22 protein-coding genes are annotated in these 20,976 nt (G+C 31.0%); 15 read left to right on the top strand and 7 right to left on the bottom strand.

Annotated features, from left to right (window positions below; all coding sequences use genetic code 11):
• Window positions 1-12: 12 nt before the first annotated feature.
• From accC to Spiro2_RS11135, 11 genes are read left to right on the top strand one after another with little or no spacing between them, the layout of a single operon-like run.
• Window positions 13-1,557 (top strand): acetyl-CoA carboxylase biotin carboxylase subunit, encoded by a 1,545-nt coding sequence (gene accC, locus Spiro2_RS11185; RefSeq protein WP_338635908.1) that lies wholly within the window; start codon window positions 13-15, stop codon window positions 1,555-1,557.
• 21 nt (window positions 1,558-1,578) lie between these two features.
• Window positions 1,579-2,145 (top strand): biotin/lipoyl-containing protein, encoded by a 567-nt coding sequence (locus tag Spiro2_RS11180; RefSeq protein ID WP_338635907.1) that lies wholly within the window; start codon window positions 1,579-1,581, stop codon window positions 2,143-2,145.
• A complete protein-coding gene (gene meaB / locus Spiro2_RS11175) occupies window positions 2,146-3,174 on the top strand; it encodes a methylmalonyl Co-A mutase-associated GTPase MeaB (protein WP_338635906.1) in 1,029 nt (342 codons plus the stop codon).
• Window positions 3,164-3,580: a methylmalonyl-CoA epimerase gene (gene mce / locus Spiro2_RS11170; protein WP_338635905.1), complete on the top strand. Its 417-nt coding sequence runs from the start codon at window positions 3,164-3,166 to the stop codon at window positions 3,578-3,580. Before meaB ends, mce begins: the two co-directional genes overlap by 11 nt.
• 27 nt (window positions 3,581-3,607) lie before the next feature.
• Window positions 3,608-4,354 carry an outer membrane protein assembly factor BamD gene (gene bamD / locus Spiro2_RS11165; protein WP_338635904.1) on the top strand — a complete coding sequence of 249 codons (747 nt, stop codon included), beginning with the start codon at window positions 3,608-3,610 and terminating at the stop codon, window positions 4,352-4,354.
• Window positions 4,355-4,381: 27 nt separating this feature from the next.
• A complete protein-coding gene (sbcD, locus tag Spiro2_RS11160) occupies window positions 4,382-5,602 on the top strand; it encodes an exonuclease subunit SbcD (protein WP_338635902.1) in 1,221 nt (406 codons plus the stop codon).
• A gap of 36 nt (window positions 5,603-5,638) precedes the next feature.
• A complete protein-coding gene (locus Spiro2_RS11155) occupies window positions 5,639-6,808 on the top strand; it encodes an AAA family ATPase (RefSeq protein ID WP_338635901.1) in 1,170 nt (389 codons plus the stop codon).
• A complete protein-coding gene (locus Spiro2_RS11150) occupies window positions 6,789-9,194 on the top strand; it encodes an SbcC/MukB-like Walker B domain-containing protein (protein ID WP_338635900.1) in 2,406 nt (801 codons plus the stop codon). The genes Spiro2_RS11155 and Spiro2_RS11150 overlap by 20 nt, the downstream gene beginning before the upstream one ends.
• Before the next feature lie 13 nt (window positions 9,195-9,207).
• Entirely contained in the window at window positions 9,208-10,029 is an 822-nt protein-coding gene (locus tag Spiro2_RS11145) for an ABC transporter permease (RefSeq protein ID WP_338635899.1), read from the top strand.
• A gap of 4 nt (window positions 10,030-10,033) precedes the next feature.
• Window positions 10,034-11,035 carry an ABC transporter ATP-binding protein gene (locus Spiro2_RS11140; RefSeq protein ID WP_338635898.1) on the top strand — a complete coding sequence of 334 codons (1,002 nt, stop codon included), beginning with the start codon at window positions 10,034-10,036 and terminating at the stop codon, window positions 11,033-11,035.
• Window positions 11,036-11,094: 59 nt separating this feature from the next.
• The gene (locus tag Spiro2_RS11135; RefSeq protein WP_338635897.1) at window positions 11,095-11,253 is read left to right on the top strand and encodes a hypothetical protein; all 159 of its coding nucleotides are present in this window, start codon (window positions 11,095-11,097) and stop codon (window positions 11,251-11,253) included.
• Here the strand turns inward: Spiro2_RS11135 and Spiro2_RS11130 are convergent.
• Together Spiro2_RS11130 and Spiro2_RS11125 are read right to left on the bottom strand one after the other, a co-directional pair.
• Window positions 11,245-11,931 (bottom strand): IS630 family transposase, encoded by a 687-nt coding sequence (locus tag Spiro2_RS11130; RefSeq protein ID WP_338637768.1) that lies wholly within the window; start codon window positions 11,929-11,931, stop codon window positions 11,245-11,247. The genes Spiro2_RS11135 and Spiro2_RS11130 overlap by 9 nt on opposite strands.
• Entirely contained in the window at window positions 11,877-12,287 is a 411-nt protein-coding gene (locus Spiro2_RS11125; protein ID WP_338634792.1) for a hypothetical protein, read from the bottom strand. The genes Spiro2_RS11130 and Spiro2_RS11125 overlap by 55 nt, the downstream gene beginning before the upstream one ends.
• Before the next feature lie 205 nt (window positions 12,288-12,492).
• Here Spiro2_RS11125 and Spiro2_RS11120 point away from each other — a divergent pair, with 205 nt between their 5' ends.
• Complete coding sequence (locus tag Spiro2_RS11120; RefSeq protein ID WP_338635895.1) at window positions 12,493-12,828, top strand: hypothetical protein; 336 nt, start codon at window positions 12,493-12,495, stop codon at window positions 12,826-12,828.
• A gap of 346 nt (window positions 12,829-13,174) precedes the next feature.
• Entirely contained in the window at window positions 13,175-13,501 is a 327-nt protein-coding gene (locus tag Spiro2_RS11115) for a helix-turn-helix domain-containing protein (RefSeq protein ID WP_338635894.1), read from the top strand.
• Between the two features lie 10 nt (window positions 13,502-13,511).
• Here the strand turns inward: Spiro2_RS11115 and Spiro2_RS11110 are convergent, their stop codons facing one another.
• The 5 genes from Spiro2_RS11110 to Spiro2_RS11090 all read right to left on the bottom strand — a co-directional run bounded on the left by Spiro2_RS11110 (window position 13,512) and on the right by Spiro2_RS11090 (window position 19,197).
• The gene (locus Spiro2_RS11110; protein WP_338635893.1) at window positions 13,512-14,054 is read right to left on the bottom strand and encodes a hypothetical protein; all 543 of its coding nucleotides are present in this window, start codon (window positions 14,052-14,054) and stop codon (window positions 13,512-13,514) included.
• A 193-nt stretch (window positions 14,055-14,247) separates the two neighbouring features.
• Window positions 14,248-14,670, bottom strand: a complete 423-nt coding sequence (locus tag Spiro2_RS11105; protein ID WP_338635892.1) for a hypothetical protein — start codon at window positions 14,668-14,670, stop codon at window positions 14,248-14,250.
• A gap of 89 nt (window positions 14,671-14,759) precedes the next feature.
• Window positions 14,760-16,373, bottom strand: a complete 1,614-nt coding sequence (locus Spiro2_RS11100; protein WP_338635890.1) for a trypsin-like peptidase domain-containing protein — start codon at window positions 16,371-16,373, stop codon at window positions 14,760-14,762.
• Between the two features lie 297 nt (window positions 16,374-16,670).
• Window positions 16,671-18,275 (bottom strand): HAMP domain-containing methyl-accepting chemotaxis protein, encoded by a 1,605-nt coding sequence (locus Spiro2_RS11095; protein ID WP_338635888.1) that lies wholly within the window; start codon window positions 18,273-18,275, stop codon window positions 16,671-16,673.
• 70 nt (window positions 18,276-18,345) lie between these two features.
• On the bottom strand, window positions 18,346-19,197 hold the full coding sequence (locus Spiro2_RS11090; RefSeq protein WP_338635886.1) for a 3-hydroxybutyryl-CoA dehydrogenase: 852 nt from the start codon (window positions 19,195-19,197) through the stop codon (window positions 18,346-18,348).
• A 199-nt stretch (window positions 19,198-19,396) separates the two neighbouring features.
• Between Spiro2_RS11090 and nadA the strand changes: the two genes are divergently transcribed.
• Together nadA and Spiro2_RS11080 are read left to right on the top strand one after the other, a co-directional pair.
• A complete protein-coding gene (gene nadA, locus Spiro2_RS11085; RefSeq protein WP_338635885.1) occupies window positions 19,397-20,515 on the top strand; it encodes a quinolinate synthase NadA in 1,119 nt (372 codons plus the stop codon).
• A 17-nt stretch (window positions 20,516-20,532) separates the two neighbouring features.
• A complete protein-coding gene (locus Spiro2_RS11080; protein ID WP_338635883.1) occupies window positions 20,533-20,925 on the top strand; it encodes a hypothetical protein in 393 nt (130 codons plus the stop codon).
• Window positions 20,926-20,976 lie beyond the last annotated feature (51 nt).

The raw sequence follows: 20,976 nt of genomic DNA, 5'->3' as shown, positions 1-20,976 counted from the left end.
AGGATTTTTATCATGCAACACAAAGATTTTTTACCTCTTGTATTTAAGCCCTTTAAAAAAGTGTGCATAGCAAATAGAGGTGAAATTGGGGTGCGTGTTATTCGTGCTTGTCGCGATTTGGGATTATCGCCGTTAGCGCTATATTCTACCGCTGATCTGCATTCAAGACATGTCGCAATGGCTGACTATGCGTGTTGTATTGGTAATGCACCAAGTCATGAAAGTTACTTAAATATAAAAAATATTATTCAGGCTGCAAAGCAAATGGGCGCAGAAGCAGTGCATCCAGGGTTTGGATTTCTTTCAGAAAATGCTGAATTTGCAAATGAAGTTTTAAAAGCTGGTATGGTGTGGATTGGTCCATCTCCATTTTCTATTTATGCAATGGGCGATAAAACAATTGCAAAAACAAAGGTAATTGAGGCAGGTGTTCCGTGTAGTCCAGGAAAAAACGCGCCACTTAAGAATGTTAAAGAATTAAAAAATATTGCAGACCAAATTGGTTATCCACTTATTTTAAAAGCTGCTGCGGGTGGTGGTGGTAAGGGAATGAGAGTTGTGCGTAACAATTCTGATCTGACATCTGCTTTTGAAGCATGCCAGCGCGAAGCGTTAAGTTATTTTGGAAATTCTGATGTATTTTGTGAACGATATATAGAGAGGCCAAGGCATGTGGAATTTCAAATTATGGCTGATTCTCACGGAAATACGGTACATTTATTTGAGAGAGATTGTACCATTCAACGTAGACATCAAAAGCTCATTGAAGAAGCACCATCACTCTATATTAGTCATGAAACGCGACTACAAATGGGAGACATTGCAGTTAAAGCAGCGCAAAGCGTTGGTTATGTTAATGCAGGGACTGTTGAATTTATTTTAGAATCGCCAACAAAATTTTATTTTATGGAAATGAATACACGTATTCAAGTCGAACATCCTGTCACAGAGCTGATTACAGGAATTGATTTATTACAAACTCAATTAAAAGTTGCTATGGGAGAAGCGCTCCCCTTTCAACAAAAAGATATTACAATTCGAGGGTGGGCTTTTGAAGCGCGTATCAATGCAGAAGATCCTTATCACGGCTTTAGACCAGATCCTGGTGTGGTTAAAGAAGTAGAATTTCCTTCTGGTCCTGGAGTGCGCATGGATTCGCATATTTATGCTGGTTACAAAATACCAGAATTTTATGATTCTATGATTGCAAAACTATTGGTTTACGGCGCCAATCGTGAAGATGCATTAAATAAAATGGCGCGAGCTTTAAGCGAATTAAATATTCAAGGTATTCAAACAACTATTCCGTTTCATCAAGCTATATTAGAAAATAAAAATTTTCGTGATGGAAATTATACAACTCGATTTGTTGAAGAAAATGAAAAATTACTAGAACAGATCGAGATATCAAGAAATGAGTTAACCGAAAGTGAAGCAATTGTTGCTGCAATTAAAATAGCAATTCATCAGTCTATTTTTGAGGTTCGTCCAAGTATTAATAACAACTTGGTAGAACCCTGGAGTCATGCTTATCGTTTAGAAAGCACTAAAAGGTAATTAGATGGAGTTAACAATAAGATGAAATTTTCTATTCAGAAAAGTAGTAATTCTAAATTTTATGAAGTCAAAATTCCTGCCTCAGTTAATTTGAACCATTTTTCGAATAGAGAAAAATTTGAAGTTTTAATAATAAATAGTTCTGAATGTATTAAAAATATTGAAGTGATGATTTTAGCTGATGGATTGAGTTTTTTACTGCAAAATCAAGTTATTAGAATTAAAAATAATTTTGTAAAATTAAAACAAAATCATTTTCTTTTAGCTATTCAAAATGGTAGTTTTGTAACGCAAAATCATTACCACGCAGATCTTATAAAGCCCGTTAAAGCAAAAGTTATTAATACAGTTAATAGTAATGGAGATTTGGTTTCGCCTATATCAGGTAAAGTGATTTCCTTATTAGTAAAAAAAGGTGAGCGTGTTAAAGAAGGCGATCCTCTTTTAACTATTGAAGCAATGAAAATGGAAAATCGAATTTTATCTGAATGTGATGGAACGATTTTAGAGATAAAAGTTGTTGTTGGTGATAGTGTATCAACGGGAGATTTTTTAATAAAAGTTATTCCTGATTCAAAAGAGAGCTAAATGAAAATACAACAATCATTAGATATAGAATCGGTTGTTAATTTGCTTTCTGGACGTTCTAAATTTGATGGAGTTGAGCTATGGCTTTCACGCACAAGAGCTTTGAGTAAGGCAATTACTTTTGTAGAAAATGATCCATTACTTGCCCCCAAATTACTTTCACATCCTTATTTAAACCTCAATGAAATTAAAGAAAATAATTCTAGAGTGATTGGTATTACTGGGTTGCCTGGAGCAGGTAAGTCAACAATGACAAATTTGATAATTAGAGAACTCAGGCTAAAAGGAAAGTCAGTGGCTGTTTTTGCTGTTGATCCTTCTTCTGCGATATCTGGAGGCGCAATACTAGGTGACCGCGTGCGGATGCAAGAGCATTTTAAGGACAGAATGGTTTTTATTCGTTCTATGGGCGCTCGTGGGGCGTTAGGAGGTGTTGCGTTAGCAACAAGAAGTGCAATCCGTCTGGCATCTGTTCTAGAATTTGATTTTATTCTTGTTGAAACTGTGGGAATTGGGCAAAGTGAAAGTGAGATTACTAATATTGCAGATACAACACTGCTCGTATTGATGCCCAATAGTGGCGATGAAATTCAATTGATGAAAGCAGGTATTTTACAGCTAGCTGATATATATATCATTAATAAATGTGATCTTGCTGACCCATTGCGAATGATGCAAGAATTATCTGAAAATACCGTTCCTGTAGGCGAGAATACATGGCGTCCGCCAGTGTTAAAAAGTTCTGCATCTAAATGTGAAGGAATTAAAGAAATTATTGACTCTATATTATTGCATCAAGAGTATGAAAATAAAAATAAACTTGGTAAAGAAATTCGCATAAAGCGATTGAAAAAAGAAATTTTGCAAAATGCATTAATGCTTGCTGAATTTAAATTTAAAAATGAAATAGAAAAAATAGATGCGCAAGAAATTAAAATGTTAAGCAACGGAACCACGACAGCAATGTTTTTAGCACAAAAAATATTTGATAAAAACATCATTTCTGAAAGCAGTAAAAATGAAAATTAATAGAATTAATCATTTAGGCATTGTTCCAAAGGATGCTTCTCTAGCAAAACAATTTTTTACAGGTATTCTTGGCCTGCCATACGAAGGAGGAGAAGTTGTCGACGATCAGCAGGTTACTGTAGATTTTATTCGCTGTGAAAATAGTAGATTAGAACTGCTTCAGGCAACAAGCACGGACAGTTCTATTGCTAAGTTTTTAGCAACTCGAGGAGCTGGTATTCAGCATGTAGCATTAGATGTAGACGATTTAGACAGTTGGGTAAACCATTTGAAAAAAAATCAAATTCGTCTTATTGATGAAAAGCCTAAAAAAGGGGCGCATAATACTCGTATTGTATTTATTCATCCACATTCTACTGGAGGGATTCTAGTTGAGTTGGTTGAAGAGAAACAAAATAAAAATTGATCTATTCATGATGAGTTGTATATTACTATGAAATTTAAAAATTTTTTAATTTGCTGTGGTTTGAGTTTGGTTCTCTTTTCATGTCAAACAAAACCAATTTCAGAGCTTTCTCAAGATGAAGGAATTGAAAAAATACGAGAAAACTATAAAAAAGAGAACTGGTCAGATCTAATTGCTAATGTAGATGAATACAAAGCAAGATACCCTTATTCAAAAAATAATATTGAAGCAGAAGTTTTACAAGCTGATGCATATTACCAATCAGATAAGTATCCTGAAGCTCTTGTTGCGTACGATGATTTTATCAGAAAAAATGCTGTGCATGACAAAGTTCCTTTTGCCCATTTTCGCGTAGCAAAAATTTATGATTTGCAAGCTCCCGAGCAAATCGATCGCGAACAAGCATTTGCAAAGAAAGCAATTTTAAAATACCAAGACTACCTAAGACAGTATCCAAACGGAGAGTTTATTTCTGAAGCTAAAGAAAGATTAGCAAACTTAAAAAGAAGATTAGCAGAACATGATCTTTTTGTTGCAAGATTTTATTGGAATAAAGAACTTTTCTCAGCAGCTTTATCGAGGTACTTAAACATTATTAAAACTTATCCTCAATATGCTGATCTTAAAAAAGAAGCAATTGAAAATGCGGCGCAGTGTTATGAGGAGCTTGCTAAAATTTTAGAAAAAGATCCCAAATCAGATAGTTACGTTTATTTTAATAATACTACGCCAGAAGAATTAAGAAAAAAGTCTGCAGAACTAAGAAGTAACTAATTTTTTGTAATTTATGGTTTTTTGCTTATGAAAATATTACATACATCAGATTGGCATTTGGGTGCTACATTTGAAGGTATATCAAGAGAAGAAGATCATAAATTTTTCTTATCTTGGTTGGTTGAGATTCTTAAAAATTATGAGATTGAGGTTTTAATAGTTGCGGGTGATATTTTTGATCAACCACAACCGTCGTCAGAGTCACAAAAAATTTATTATCAATTTTTATTCCAAATATCTCAAATAAAAAATTTTAAAAAGGTGATAGTTGTTGGAGGCAATCATGATTCTCCAACTCGATTAGATGCTCCGTCTGAATTGCTTAAGCTACTAGACGTTTTTGTTGTTGGTGGTGTTTACAGTGATTTGCACGATATCTCAAAATATCTTTGTCCTATTTATAATTCTGAAAGACAGCTGCAAGCAGTGATTGCAGCTGTCCCTTTTATTCATGAATATCGATTGGGTATCAGAACTGCAGGACTAACAGAATCAGAAATTCAAAATTTATTTAAAGATAAAATTAATTTATTATATAAAAATTTAGCAGATGAATCAGAAAAATTATATCAAACGAAATTATTAATTGGTACTGGTCATTTATCTTGTATTGGATCAGAAAAAGATGATGCCCCATTGGAAATTCATATGGTTGGTACTTTAGGAGGGCTTCCAGAAACAATATTTGATAAAAGATTTAATTATATTGCTTTGGGTCATATTCATAAATCTTATAGAGTTGCAAACTCTAATGCATATTATTCTGGTTCCCCTATATGCTTGTCTTTAAAAGAGTCTAAAACACAAAGGTGTGTAAATATTGTTACCTTTGAAAATAATGATTATGATATACAACGTTTGCCTGTCCCACAAAGAAGAAAAATTATAGAAATTAAAGGCAATATAGAAAGTATTAATTTTCAAATTGAAAGTTTATCATGGGATACTCCATTTCCTCCAATTTTATGTGTGCAAACAGAAGTTGAGTCTTATCTTCCAGGATTAGATTTATCTATTTTAAGAAAACTTGAAAATTCTTTTCCTTTTACACAAAGACCTGCATTGGCAACTGTAAAACAGAGTCTGTGTCAAACTTCAAATATAAATCAAATTTTTTTTAATAAAGATTCTTTAAAAACTTTATCTGTTGAAGAAGTATTTATTAAAATGTGTGAAAATCAAAATCAAGTTATTGATGATAAATTGTTAAATGCTTTTAGAAGTTTATTAAATGAAGAGAATATTTAAAAATTATTATATAATATTAAATTTAAAGGATATTTTTTGAAATTACTAAAAGTTGAGTTAGAAAATTTAAATTCATTATATGGACGTCACTCGGTTGATTTTGAAAAAGATTTGCAGGGGGCGCCTATTTTTTTAATTATAGGACCAACAGGTGCAGGGAAATCAACATTAATGGATGCCATGTCGCTTGCATTGTTTGGCCAAACTCCTCGCTTGACTAAAGGCAAATCAGAAAAAGATTTAGAGAATGATAGCAGGCAAGTGATGTCACGCGGCACTTATTTTGCTTTTTCGCAATTAATTTTTTCTAAAAGAGAAGATAATAAAATTGTAAAATATAGAGTAACTTGGCAATGTGAGAGAGCATATAAAAAACCAGACGGTAATTTTAAAAATCCTAGAAGAATTTTAGAGTGTTTTAACGAAGATTTATCAGATTGGGAGCAACTAATCAGTGATACGCGACCTAAATTTTATGAACCTATTTTTAATAAAGTATTAGAAAATTTAACCGTAGAAGATTTTAAAAGGATGGTACTTCTTGCACAAGGAGAATTTGCAGCTTTTTTAAAAGCTAACGAAGAAGAAAGAGCAGCAATTTTAGAAAGAATTACAAATACTGAAATTTATAAAAATATTGGTAAAAAGGCTTCGGAAAAGAAAAAAATAATAGAAGAAAAATATAATGAAATTAATATTAAAATAAATGGAATTAACATACTTTCTTTTGAAATAGAAAATGATTATAAAAATAAAAAACAAAGTATATCAGATGAAATAAAAATTTTAGACGAGAAAGCTAAGTCAATTGATTATGAAATAAATTGGCGCGTAAAAGAAGACGAGTTACAAAAAAAACTATCTGAAGCTGAAAAATCTTATCAAGAATATCTAGAAAATCTTAAAAATAATCAAGATTTTCTAAATCGCTTAAGCCAATTTAAAAAATTTCAAAAATCTATTGAGCTTTATTTTCAAGAAAATGAGAATAAGGAAAAAATTGGAAAAATTGAAATTGAAATAAATAATAAAAACAATGAAATTTTATCTTTAAAAGATATTATTATTTTTATCAAAAGTAATATTAATCAATTATTCGATTGTCTTCAAAATGAAAAAAAGAATTTTGAAGAAAAAAAATACGAAATTGATAAGGCTAAAGAATTAAGAATCAATAAAAAATACTTTGACAGAAGACTTCAATAAAAAATTAGAAAAATTAAAAAATCTTGAAATAGAAAAGTCTTCTGTTTTTTTAAATAAAGAATTTCATATTAAAAATTTGCGCATTGCAAATGAAAGTAAAAAAGAATTTGAAAACGTATTAAAAAATGAATTATCATTTTTATTAGTGAATTATAAAAAATTCTTACTTGATTTTGAAAAAATTAAAGCGCATTTTGAATCTATTAAAAGGGATTTGATAGCACATTCAATTCCTTTTGAAAATCCTCATGATAAATTAAATGATTTAAGAAATTTAAAAGATAAATATTTTTCTGAAAAAATACAAATTGAAAAAGTTGCATTTTATATTGAGGATTTGAGTAGAAGAGAGTCAGAAGAAAATAGTTTAGTTGAAAAGCTTAAGGCGGCTCAGCAGTCTTTATTAAATGCTAATGTAAATTATTTATCGCAAAAAGAAATTATAAATAATGAAAACTCAGAAGTGGCTAATTTAAAAAATGATGTCACAAAATTATCTTGGAAAATTGAGCTCGCTTATCAGCGTAAACATTTATTACCTGGTGAGGAATGTCCATTATGCGGTAGTTATGAGCATCCTTATTTTGAGGATATGTCTTATAAAAAGGCTGATATGGAAATTATTTCACAACATGAATTTCTTTCTCAGCAGCTATTAGAAAAAGAAAATTTTCAAAATAGCATGTTATCAAATTTACTTGAATTTGAAAAAAATGTTCAATTTTATACTCATGAAATTAAAAGTGTAGAAAATCAAAAAAATTCTTTAACTAATGTTATCCAAGATAAAAAAAATATAATATTATCAGCTCTCAACTTAGATAGTTATTCGGCAACTAAGAAGAGTAGTGATTATTTTTATCAAATTTATAATAAATTAGAAATTAAAAATAAAGAAGAAATTGAAAAAGTTAATGTTGAAATTAAATTTTTAACCGAAAAAATTGAAGAATATAATAAAAATAAAGAATTATATATTGAATCAAAAGAAAAAAATAATAAATTTATTGCATTCAAGCAAGATTTAAATGATTTGATGTTGTATTTAATACCTGATTTTAAAATTGATCTGTTTGAGAAAAGCTTAGTGTCTCATTCTGAATTTGAAAAAATATACGTTTTTGAAGATAAGAGATATTATGAGAAATACAGAACAATAGAAAATAATATTTCTTTATATACTAATAAACTTAATGAATTTGAAAAAGAGTATGTACTAATTGAAAAAAATATTCAAGATCGTTCACTAGAGGTTGATGAAATAAAAAACAAGATAAATAATATTACAAAAAATATAAATAATTTTTTTGGTGGTGAAGATCCAATAAAAATTGAAGATAAACTAAATAAATCAATAATTGAAAAACAAAATAAACTTGATCAAGAAAAAACAATTTTAGCAGAAAAAGAAAAAATATTTGCTGTTTTAAATAATCAAAAAGAAAATTATTTTCATCAACTTGTTAACTACCGAGAAAATTTATCTTCTATTAAAGTCTTACTAGATAGCGAAATTTTAAAATTTGGCAATTTACCAAAAGAAGAAATTTTAAATTTTAATTTATCAGAAATTCAAGTTATTGAATATAATAATATTTATAATAAACTTGAAGAACTCCGTATTTCTACAACTGAAACAAAACAACAAAGATACTTTGATTTAGAAAATCATAAAAATCATTATTCATTAAATTTTGTTAATAGCACTTTAAATGATTTGTATAATAATAAAAATATATTAGATTCTGATATAAAAGATAAATTAAAAGAACTAGGAGAAATAACTAATATATTATTTATTAATGAGCAAAATAAAAAAAAGATTGAAGATTATCAGCAGCAAAATTTAGAGATTCAGCAAGAGTTTGTGCTTTGGAATAAAATGCATCAGTTAATTGGTATAAATAACGGTGAAAATTTTAAAAAATTTGCGCAAATCCTAAACTTAGAAGAACTAATTTTTAAAGCAAATTATCACTTATATCGTTTTGATAAACGATATACCTTAGCACCAGCTCTTGACGCTGAAAATAAGCCTCGATTGGCTTTTGCAATTCAAGATAGTTATCATGCTAATGCCCTCAGATCATTTAAAACTCTTTCAGGTGGCGAAACTTTTTTAGTTTCATTAGCTTTAGCGTTGGCTTTATCTGAGTATCGTTCTATCAAAATGCCTATAGAAACATTATTATTGGATGAAGGTTTTGGTACTCTTGATCCTGAAACCTTACAGGTTGCAATTGGTGCGTTAGAGTCTTTGCATGCTAATGGTACGCAAGTGGGTATTATTAGTCATGTTGATTCTTTAAGAGAAGCCATTGGAACTCGGATTGTGGTTCAAAAAATAGGTAATGGTCATTCTCTATTACGTGTTGAATTAAATTAATATAGAGGACGATATGGACATAAGTGAGTATTTAAAAAAAAAGCCAGTTGCTAAATCTTGGCTGCCTGGTTTTGGTGTATTTGAACGCGAAGTTCGTCGATTTTTTGCTGTCCCTGCACAAACAATATTTGCCCCTTTTGGCAGTGCATTGATTTATTTTGCTTTATTTGGTTTGGCGCTTGGTAAGTTGCTGTCACAATCTTCTAATTCTTCTTTAACGCACGGCTACGAATATATCATTTTTTTAATTCCTGGAATTATTGCGATGGAAGTTGTTAACGCTGCGTTACAAAATCCAATGAGTAGTATTATGATTGCAAAGTGGAGTGGTACAATTGTTGATATGTTAATGGCTCCTTTGACTCCATTTGCAATGTGGCTTGCTTTCATTTCTGGAGCCATAATTAGGGCTCTGATTGTATCATTATCTGTTTTGTCTGCAGGATTTTTATGTTCTTGGGAATTTGTTTTCTTTAATCCCATTTTATTATTAATTTCTATAGTTTTAGCTACAGGTATTTTTGGAAGTTTAGGAATTGCTGCAGGTGCAATTTGTAAAAGTTGGGATCAAATTGGTGTTATCATGTCTTTTATTGTACAGCCATTGATTTTTTTTTCTGGGGTCTTTTTTTCATTTCAAACTTTTCCAGAATGGATTCAGTTTATTAGATATTTAAATCCAATTTTTTATATAGTGAGTATGTTTCGTTATTCTGTGCTTCATGTTTCTGATATTTCTGCATTATCTGCATTTTCAATTTCTTTTGTATTTTTTATAGCTACATCTTTAATTTCTATAAAAATTTTGAAATCAGGTTTTGGGTTGAGGGGTTAATAGAATGAGTGCAATTTCTATTGAATTTAGAAATGTGAGTAAAATATACAAACTTCCAAAAGGCTCTCAATTTGAGGCGTTAAAACCTATTCATTTACAAATTTATAGAGGCGAATGTTTTGGATTGCTTGGTCACAATGGAGCAGGAAAAACCACGTTATTAAATTTATTGGCTGGTGTAAATACGCCAACCACAGGAGATATTTTTGTTGAAGGTTTAAGTGTAAAAAATAATACCTCCGAAGTTAAAAGATTATTAGGGGTCGTTCAGCAAGAGCTCATTGCTGATTCATTTTTTGATTTACCAACCATGTTAGCAATTCAGAGTAAGCTTTCTGGCTATTATCCAGATAAAGAATGGATTGATTTTTTATTAGAAAAACTTTTACTTGCAGAACATAGAAAAAAAACAACCCGTGAACTGAGTGGCGGTATGAAGCGCAGAATGATGATTGCTAGAGCGTTAGTGCATAAGCCTAAGATTTTAATTCTTGATGAACCAACAGCAGGAGTTGATGTTGAACTAAGACGAACAATGTGGCGCTTTGTAGAAGACCTTCATAAGCAAGGCATGACAATAATTTTAACAACCCACTACTTACAAGAAGCAGAAGATTTTTGTAGCAGAATTGCAATTATAAAAAAAGGAGAAATTGTCACATTAAAGCAAAGTCAAGAAATGTTAGCATTGGGAGGGAAACATAAAATATCGTGTTTAATTATAATAGATAATATCACGCAATGGCTAGATGAAAATTTAAATTTTTTAAGACAAAACTCAATTCTTGCAGAACCAATTAAAACTGCTGTTAAAAATAATTGTAATTTAAAATTGTCGATTACATATATTCATGGAAGCATGACCTCCTTTATAGATGCCTCAAAGTTATTGAATTCAATGATTAATAAGTTAAAATTAAAGGTTTTTGAAATTTGCACCGAATCTCCTGATCTAGAAGATGTATTTATAAAAATAAATGCAGGAGATATTGTTAAAAATTCTTAATTACAGTTAATTTTAATATCATAAATACATTTTAAAAATCACAAACTATTGAGGTATCTATGAAGTATTGTTTATTATTTATTATACTAAATTTTTTTATTATTAATAAGGCTTTTTCATCAGAAAAAACGTTTGTCTTTTGTACAGATGGTAAAACTGAGTGGAAATGGCTTACAGATGATTCTAATAATACGCCGTCCACTAAGTTTTTAACATAAGCTTGCCTTAGGTTTTGAATTCATAATTGACTTGACAATTTTTTGTGTTAATTGATTCCAACCACTAGAGCATTTTTGAACGAGATCTTCATAATCTTTATAAATTTTAAATGATAAGTGATTCCTTTTAAAATAACTCCATAACCTTTCAATTGGATTTAACTCTGGAGAAAATGAAGGTAAAAAAATAAATGATATATTTTGGGGTAAAATTAATTTTTTGCTTTTATGTGCACTAGCTCCATCTAGTATCATAATAATATGCTCATTCTTAGGTACGGTCTTGGAGTACTCATTGATAAAAATTTGCATGTTTTCAACATTTAAATTTGGTAATATCATTCCAAAATATTTGCCCGTATCTTTGTTAGCAGTAGCATAAATCCATGAGTTTAAATAACCCATTTGAGTTTTAAATTCTGGTCTGATTGGGAAAGGACTCCAAATACCAGATTTTATTGTCATTTGTCCAAATCGTGATTCATCTTGAAAATCTATGTTTATTTTTTTTCCTGGATTTTTTACTTTAATTTCATTAATTTTATTTGGTAAATCTTTAATCCATTCGGCCATTTTTTCTGGGTCATTTTTTATATGCTTTGTTCTTGGAACAACTCTTCTTATTAATGTTCTTTGAAGGAACTTGTATAACCCACTTTTACTAAATTTTTTTTTAATTTCGTTTTGGATTCTATAATACTATTTATTATTTGGGCATGAACAACTTTTTCCTCATTAAATTCAGAATTTAATTGAATGATTTCAGTTTTTAAAATTTCAACTTCTTCTTTATTTACAAAGGATGGACGACCAGAACGTGGTTTATCAAGTAAAAAATAAATACCATTATTCTTATAGTTTGAAACCCAATAATTTGCCCGTCCTCTTGAAAGGCATAATAAAGTTTCAATCTTTTTTTCAGAAAATCCTACGGAATATAAAAAAATTATAAATAATCGACGTAAAAGATTAAAACTTAATTTATTTTGAGGTATTCTCTTTAAATCATCCATAAGTTGTTGTACATTATTCATTGTGCTGCAGTGTCCTTTTATAAAAGAAAGTACGAATGTTAACTGCAGCATATCCTGTTTTCAATATTCATCAATTTCCGTATAAATATTTATTTTTGGTTATCTATGTTGCCAACAAACTTAGTGGACGGCGTATAATTATATAGAAGTCAAAGGAAAATGGCAAGAAAAATTCACATCTCTTAACTATAACCATATTGCATTAATGTATAAATATTTTTTACTAAACAATGGAATTGATGATGTAGAAGATTTAAGCGAAAAATGTAAGAAAAAATTTGGCAATGAATTTTTAATTCCACAACCTGCTAATCATATTTTAAATGATTGGTTCTTATTTGCAATTGATGAAAAATATTTGGTAGGTGGAAAAGGAAGTTTTCAATTAACAACATATGGCATAAAAACTATTGCTAATATAAATCCAATTATTTTATCTTATAGAGACAATAAATTAGTTTTATTCATTTCTCATGAAGAAGTAACAAGAAAATTAATAAAATTCATTGATTATGCACCTCCACCCTTTAAATTAAAATAGTAATTTATTTTTTAAATTAAATTTTTATAAAAATGATTTACAGAACATTGTTCTTTACCTAAAATCGAACGTAAAGTCCCGACTTCTAAAGTTGGCTTTAGCCCTTTGTTCAATCAGGCGTAATCTTAAATATTAATTTTTTATTAGTAAACTTGATATTTAAATCATCGATAATACCATATATTTAATGGATCAGTATTTGTTATTAAATATCTTGAAATTATTGAATTTTATTAAATTTTTGTAAATAATTTAAAAAAAATGCCGATACAAGAAAGTGCACTTATAGAAAGCAAATTAAGTGGTGGCTAAAAACTCTTTAGCAAAAACTAAAGGAGCAAATTAAATGAAATTTAAAAGTTTTCAAGATTATCTAAAAACAGGTGTTTGCCCTCAAAAAATCAAAGAGATAGAAGTTCAAATGGAATTGGAATATCGGGCGCTTAAGTCTTTTCAAAATGGACTAGCTCAAGCACTGAACAATTACATGCAACAACAAAAATTAGGTTTTAATGAACTTGTGATAAAGCTTGATATCAGCCCAGAAAAGCTTTCAAAAATTCTTAAAGGTGAGTGTAATTTATCTTTAGAAAACATTGTTCGAATTGCTGCTTTGATTAAAAGAAAACCTACATTTAGCCTTGATTTTGATAAAGATTTTTTAAATTTATAGTTATTAATAATTAATCTGTTACAGTAATAGTTAGTTTGCCAGTTTCGCCAGCTTTTCCTACAGGAGCATCATTATAAAAAGGGAAAAAGTTTACTTTCAACTTTTCGTCTCTTGAATTGATTTCAGGGGGAGTAAAATAGCTATACATGTCCCAAAATGCTCCACCGGTATGGATATATAAAAGAGTTAATTGATAGTCTTTCCATTTATAATAACTTTTGCAGTTATTAATAAACGTCTTATCTTCTTTAAGTTCAAAATTGTTTGTTCCCACTCCAATCCATGTTAAGTTATCTTGATAAAGTAACCCAGAATAATCATTGTTACTAGTTGAATATGTGTAGTTTGATTTTGAAGGAATTACTTTACTCACAACGTTAAGAGGAACATCTTTATAAGTTATAAAATTTTTAATTTTGCCGGCTCTAAATATAATATCATGGTTTGATTGATTTAAAACCGTTATTTCTGCGCCATAGAGGTATGCAAAAGAATTTTGTTGAATAAAAAGCAAAATTATAGATAAAGTAAATAATATTTTTCTATTTTTCATGGTATTTCCTGTAAAATAAGCTAATAATAATATGATTAGCTCGGTGAAATTATTAATTAATTTTTATTATTTGTCAACGACTTATTTTAATTATTGTTAAATAATTCTTATTTTTAAGAATAAATTTATTTTTTAATAAAAATTACTAAAAAAAACAAAAAATATAAAAAATACATGTATAATATTGTTATAATTAGGTATTATTGAGTCCTTCTTTTTTGATTTTGCTGAGGATTCCTGGATTCTTTAGTTTCATAATTCTTGCAATACGAATGTTTTTTAATACTCCATTGTTACCTAAAATACCAATCTCTTCGTCTGGATTACAAAGGCTTAGTAAATTTTGAAGGGCAAAAAGTTGTGCAATATTTGATATATTTCCGTCTACTTGGGCGCGTGAAATTTTTATAAAACCTATATCTGAAATATGTTTTTTAATTTTAATTTCGTCGCCTTCTTGTAATATTTTCTTGGTGACTGTGTCTTGTAAATAAGGGCACCCTAGCTCTTTTAGTTCATAAATTGCACTAATGTGCCACCATTCGTCTGAGGGGTGCCATTTGCCATCTGGTTGGATCCAACCACTAATAGTATGAACAAATTTAGGAAATTTCATTTTTTTTACCTAAACTAAATTAAAAATATGATGTGAACCCAATCACATCATATTGTTTGCTATTGATTTTATTGAACTAAATAAAGAGATCAACTATTTAGAGGTAAGATAATTGCAGAACGTGAGCCGTCTTCTCGAGCTACAAGTAAGAATATAACCGCAGTTTTGGCTTTTTTAGATTTTTCAAGCGCATCTTCGACTTGTTGTTTGGTGTTTACGTCTTCCCTATTCACCTGTAAAATAACATCCCCTTCTTGTAACCCAGCTCTATCAGCCAAACTCCCTGCTTGAACCCCTTTTATGGAAACGCCCTTTCCAGAAGTAGATGGCTTGTTGGAGAGATAAAGTCCATAGCTCAAAGACGGTGATTTTGAAGTTTTGGAGTTATCTTCATTTGGCTCAGAATTATTGGAGTTTTTAGAAGGCATTTCTGATACAGTTGCAGTCAATTCGGTATTTTTTCCGTTTCTTAAAATTCCAATTTTAATTTTTGTGCCTGGTTTTAAAAATATAATTTGTCTTTGAATATCTATGCTAGATTTTATGGGTTTATTATTTATACTTTGAATAATATCATATGGTTGCAATCCTGCTTGCGCTGCGGGACTTTTAGGAACAACTCTCATGACAAGAGCCCCTTCAGTATTGGGGTCGATTTTCATTTCTTTCATGGCTGCAGCACCAAATTTATTTAAGTCATACATTTCTACGCCTAAATAAACTTGAGTGAGTTTTCCATTGTTAATAATAGAATCAGCAACCAATCGAATTGTATTAGAAGGAATCGCAAACCCAATTCCAACGCTGGTGCCATTTTTTGAGTATATTGCAGTATTCATTCCAATGACTTGCCCGTCTAAACTGACAAGTGGCCCGCCAGAATTGCCTGGGTTAATTGCCGCATCTGTTTGAATAAAACTATTTGTACCTGTAATTCCAAGGGTATCACTTGATCTTTGGACTGCACTGACGACGCCCATTGTCAGAGTTTGTGGCAATTCAAATGGAGCACCTAGGGCAATAACCCAGTCTCCAACCTCAACTTCATTAGAGTCGGCTAAGCTCACTTGTTTAAGTTCATTGGAAGGTTTAAAATCTTCGAGTTTTAAAACAGAAATATCAACGTTTTTTGCAGTACCTAAGACTTTAGCTTTGTATTTTTTATTGTCATAAGTTGTAACAGTTATTTTATCGGCACCTTCAATAACATGATTATTTGTAATAATATAACCATTCTTTATATCAACAATAAATCCTGAGCCGCCATCGGTTTCAATTGATTGCTTTTTGTCTCTTTGATTACCAGGACCTCGAAATTGTGGTGGCATAAATGGAAAAAAGAAATCATCAGGAAAGGGAAATTCGTTTGCACGAACTTGTACTTTTTTTTCTGCAATAATAAATACCAAAGCAGGACGACTTTCTTTTGCAATATTAGAAAACACTTTTTTAAATGATTTTAAAAATAGAGTATCATTACCTGGTGCGACATTAGTCGCTTGGGGTAAAGAATATGCATTTGCAGATGCCTGTGCGATAAAATGTTGTTTTATATTTGTAATTTTTTCAGGTGCAAAAATTACAATAGATGCGCTTGCAACTCCAAGTAATGCTGCAACAGAAAAACTTGCAACAATTAAGTTTTTTGCTCTTGCTTTCAGGAAATGAACGACCTTTGATGAAGAATGGTTCGACAAACTCACATTAACCTCCTAGTATTATAATACTTATTTCCCGCTTCCCTGATGTTTTGAGGGAATAAAATGGTTCTTAAAATTTATAGCAGATCATTTTTAGAGAAGTCGATAGCAAGTTATTTTTAATTTATCAAAAAATAATTAATTTTAGAAATAATTTCAGTGAATTAAAAAACTTTATCACTTATATAGAAATATATATAAGTGTGTAGGTTGTATTTTTTTTGTACACAATACCAAATGTGTGATTAAAATTTGGGTTATTAAACAAGTTAGGATGTTGTGAAAAGCCCTGATGATGATTTACTTCATACCGTTTTTAGCAACAGATTTTAATCCGCGAATAATCACCTCAAGCTCGCTGATAGTCTTGTTAAGAAAAAGAATTTGTTCTGAAATTTTATTTACGGCTAAAAAACTTTGATTTGTGGCAGAAGCATTTTTTTGTGTTACAGTGTTTAGATCAACCATTGCAGAATTGATTTCTGAAAGACCTTTTGCCTGTTCATCACTTGAGACTGAAATCTCTTCAGCCATTATAGAAACATTTGAAATATTACCCACAATTTCTTTGAGAGCCGCTGCGCATTTATGCGCAACTTCGACTCCAAACTCAACCTTTTGCTTACCTTGAGCAATGATAACTTCCACTTCTTTTTGAGACTGATTGACAATCATTTCAACTTTTTGAATATTGTTTGCCAAAAGATTTGAAATTTCAGAGGCAGAAATGCCACTCATTCGAGCTAAATTTCCAATTTCTTCGGCGACTACAGAAAAGCCTTTACCTTGTTCACCTGCCCTTGCGGCCTCTACAGAGGCATTAAAGGAAAGAAGTTTTGTTTGAAAAACAATTTCGTTGATAACTTTGGTTTTATCACCAATTTCCTTAAACATTCTTACAATATTAGATAATTGAAGATTGCTTGCATTAATTTTGTTCATGATAGTTTCATTCGAAACACGAATTTCTGTCATAGCTGCAAGCATACTTTCTACAGATGATTCGCCATCATTGGCACTTTTTTTTGATTCTGTAGAAAGAATCGCAGTTTTTTTGGCATTTTCCATATTTTTAGTCACCGTTGAGCTGAGCAATTCAACAGAAGTGGTCGTCTCTTGTAATGATGTAGCTTGTTGCCCTGCAGAATTAGAAAGCTCCTCGGATGAAGACGAGATCTCTTTTGCAGCTGCTAAAACAGAACTCGCATTGGCAGAGATTTTATTGAAACCAATTGAAATTGATTGTGTAATCCAGGATGAAAATAGCCAGCCAATAATCAGGCCTAAAAGAACGGATGTTCCAATAACTGAAATTACCAATATATTTCCCATAGTGGCTGCCTCATGGGCGAGTTTAAATCTATCTTTTGTACCGTCTTCAACAATTTTAATAAGCTCTAAGTTAAGCAGCCGATAATTTTCAGCAGCTTCTGGGCAATCTTTAAGAAAGATAGCCCTCATTTTTTCAAAATCTCCTGCTTTTTGTGAATTCGCGTATGTTAAAACTTTATTTACAACCTCAACAAACTTCTTCCAACTTTCCTGAACTTGATCGTTTACCTTTTTTTGACCATTTACCATTGGGTATTTTAGAAAATCCTTAGCAATAGCATCGTATTCTTCGATGCTTTTACGAACGTTATTGGAGGCTTGCTGAATTTGAGATTCCGAAAGATTTGGAATCCCCAGCGTTCTGAGGTCAATGCGTACCTGTCTGTAGAGACTCAACATTATAAATACGTCATTAATTTTGGGTAGACTAATTTTTGCAACCTGATCGTAATCATCGGTAAGAATAGAAATCCTTTGAATTGCTATTCCTCCTACAGTTAATAAGCAAATTACAAAAAAAATAGAAAATAGAATCAACTTGATTTTTAAACTAAGAGTTGAAAAAAAAGTCATTATTTCCCTCTGTGTTTTATAATTCTTTCTTTTCGGAATTGTGCTATAAAAATAAACTTTTATAGCTTTTTTAATATTTATAAACCCCTTGTCCTACTTTTTTGCCAAAATGGCCTGCGTCAACGTATTTTTTTAGTAATGGACAGGGGCGATATTTGCTGTCCCCTAGTCCTTCGTGCAAGACTTTCATAATGGCATAACAGGTATCGAGCCCAATAAAATCAGCTAAAGTGAGTGGTCCCATGGGCTGGTTTGTTCCTAGCTTCATGCCCGTATCAATGTCTTCGGCGTTTGCAATGCCTTCCATCAAAGTATAAAACGCTTCATTAATCATAGGCATTAGTATTCTATTAATTATAAATCCTGGATAGTCTTGCGAGCAAACAGTTGTTTTACCCATTTTTTCTGAAATTTGTTTAGTTATCTGATATGTGTCTTCAGAAGTTGCGTGGCCTCTAATAATTTCTACTAAGCTCATAATTGGCACAGGATTCATAAAATGCATGCCAATAAATTTATTTGTTCTTGACGTCGCTGAGGCAAGGCGAGTTATAGGTAAACTGCTTGTGTTGCTGGCAAATATAGTGTTTGGAGAGACAATTTTATCGAGTTCTTTAAAGATTTCTTTTTTTAATGTTTCGTTTTCATTAACGGCTTCAATAACAAAATCGACTTTTGCTAAATCACTAAGCTGCGAGGTTTTTTTGATTCGAGCAAGAATTGCAGGTGGATGTTCTTCTATTTTGCCCTTTTCAAAAAGTTTTGTTAAACTTTTTTCTATGGTTAAAAGCCCTTTGTGTAAACTTTCTGGGTAAGAATCACAAAGCAAAACCTGATAACCGGCCTGGGCTGCAATTTGGGCAATACCGCTTCCCATTTGTCCTGCTCCAATGACAGCAATTACTTTAATAGCTGAGATCATAAATTAACTTCTCCTCACTAATTTAAAAATTATATAATCGATCCCTTACAATTTACTTAGAAAACTCTATTTTCTTTTGGGCGTCAACTGTTGTCTTAAAATAAAAAATGTTCTGGAGTTATTGTATAAGTTGTGCTCAAATTGTAAGTGTTATGTGACTGTAAGTAAAAAATACTTTTAAAATGCTGTAGGATTTTTTATGACAATTGCTTTTCAACCTCCATTGCCCGCCCCTTACCCTAACCTGACTGAATCAGAAATGCTGAAACGTATTTCTGATGTTCGAAAGTATTTTGGTAAAAAACTTGTTATTTTAGCACATCATTATCAACGACCAGAAATTGTAGAACTTAGTGATATTCGAGGCGACTCCTTGCAACTTGCTCAATATGCTGCAAGGCAATCTGAAGCAAACTTTATTGTGTTTTGTGGTGTGCATTTTATGGCTGAGGGTGCTGATATTTTAAAAACAGGACAACAAATTGTTGTGTTACCCGATTTAGGGGCTGGCTGTGATATGGCCGATATGGCTGATGTTGACGATGTTGTTGAGGCTTGGGAGCAGCTTGTTGAAACTGTTGGTCATGAAAGCATAATGCCTGTTACGTATATCAATTCGAGCGCTGCATTAAAGGCATTTGTTGCGCAAAAAGGCGGTGTGGTTTGTACAAGTTCTAATGCACCAAAAATAGTAGAATGGGCATTGCGTGAGCGAAAAATTTTATTTTTTTATCCCGATCAACATTTGGGTCGTAATACGGCAAAGAAATTGGGCATTCCAATGGAACAAATGAGTTTATGGAATCCGAAAAAGGCTTACGGTGGTTTAGATAAAAATAAAATTAAAGATACAACTATTATGTTGTGGCAAGGTTGTTGCCCTGTGCATATGATGTTTACTATAAAACAAATAGATCAAATTCGTGCGAAAGATCCTGAGTTTAAAATTATTTCTCATCCCGAATGTGCTATGGAAGTTGTCGACAAATCAGATTTTTCTGGTTCTACTGATTTTATTGTAAAAACAATTGCAGCAAGCCCTTCTGGTAGCAAATGGGCTGTGGGAACAGAGCTTAATTTGGTTAATCGTATTGCTAAAGAAAACGCGGATAAAACGGTTGTGAGTCTTAATCCTTTTATGTGTTTATGCGGCACCATGAATCGCATCGATTTGCCACATTTAACTTGGGCGTTGGAGCAAATAAGATTGGGTACACCACAAAATGTTATTGCTGTTTCAGAGCCACAACGTTCACTTGCAAAACAAACCTTGGTTCGTATGTTAAATATGAGCCATACTGTTTTAAACTCAAATTAATTAAAAAAGGTGATAATTTGTCCGAAGAAAGTGTGCAAAAAAGTACTTTTACTCAACAGCCTTCTGTTTCTATTAAAGAAATGGGATTGGAAGAAATTATTCAATTGGCTAATAAAATTGGATTAGAATATGTTGAAAAAAGAAAAGAAGCCGAGAAACTAGAATTACTGAGAACATCGGTACGTTCTAAAATAATGAATAGAATTGAATTAAGTACTGAAAAAATACCTGAAGCGCGGTTAAAGCGTTTAGCTGAAGCTGATCCAGAATACATTAGTATGCTAGAAAAAATAGTTGCGGCACGTGCAGAAACCGAAAAACTCAGAATTCGTTACGAAAGCTATAAAAGTCTTTTTGATGCTAGACGGACAATGATTAGTTACAAAAAAATTGAGTTGAAAACATTATAGGTTCATTGCGTGGATAAATATATTGAGCAACATAAAAAAAGATTATCTTTT

It is taken from the genome of Spirobacillus cienkowskii (assembly GCF_037081835.1).
Taxonomy (GTDB): Bacteria; Bdellovibrionota_B; Oligoflexia; order Silvanigrellales; family Silvanigrellaceae; genus Silvanigrella; species Silvanigrella cienkowskii.
Note: the sequence above shows the minus strand (reverse complement) of the source record. Positions and strands in the feature narration are given on the sequence as shown.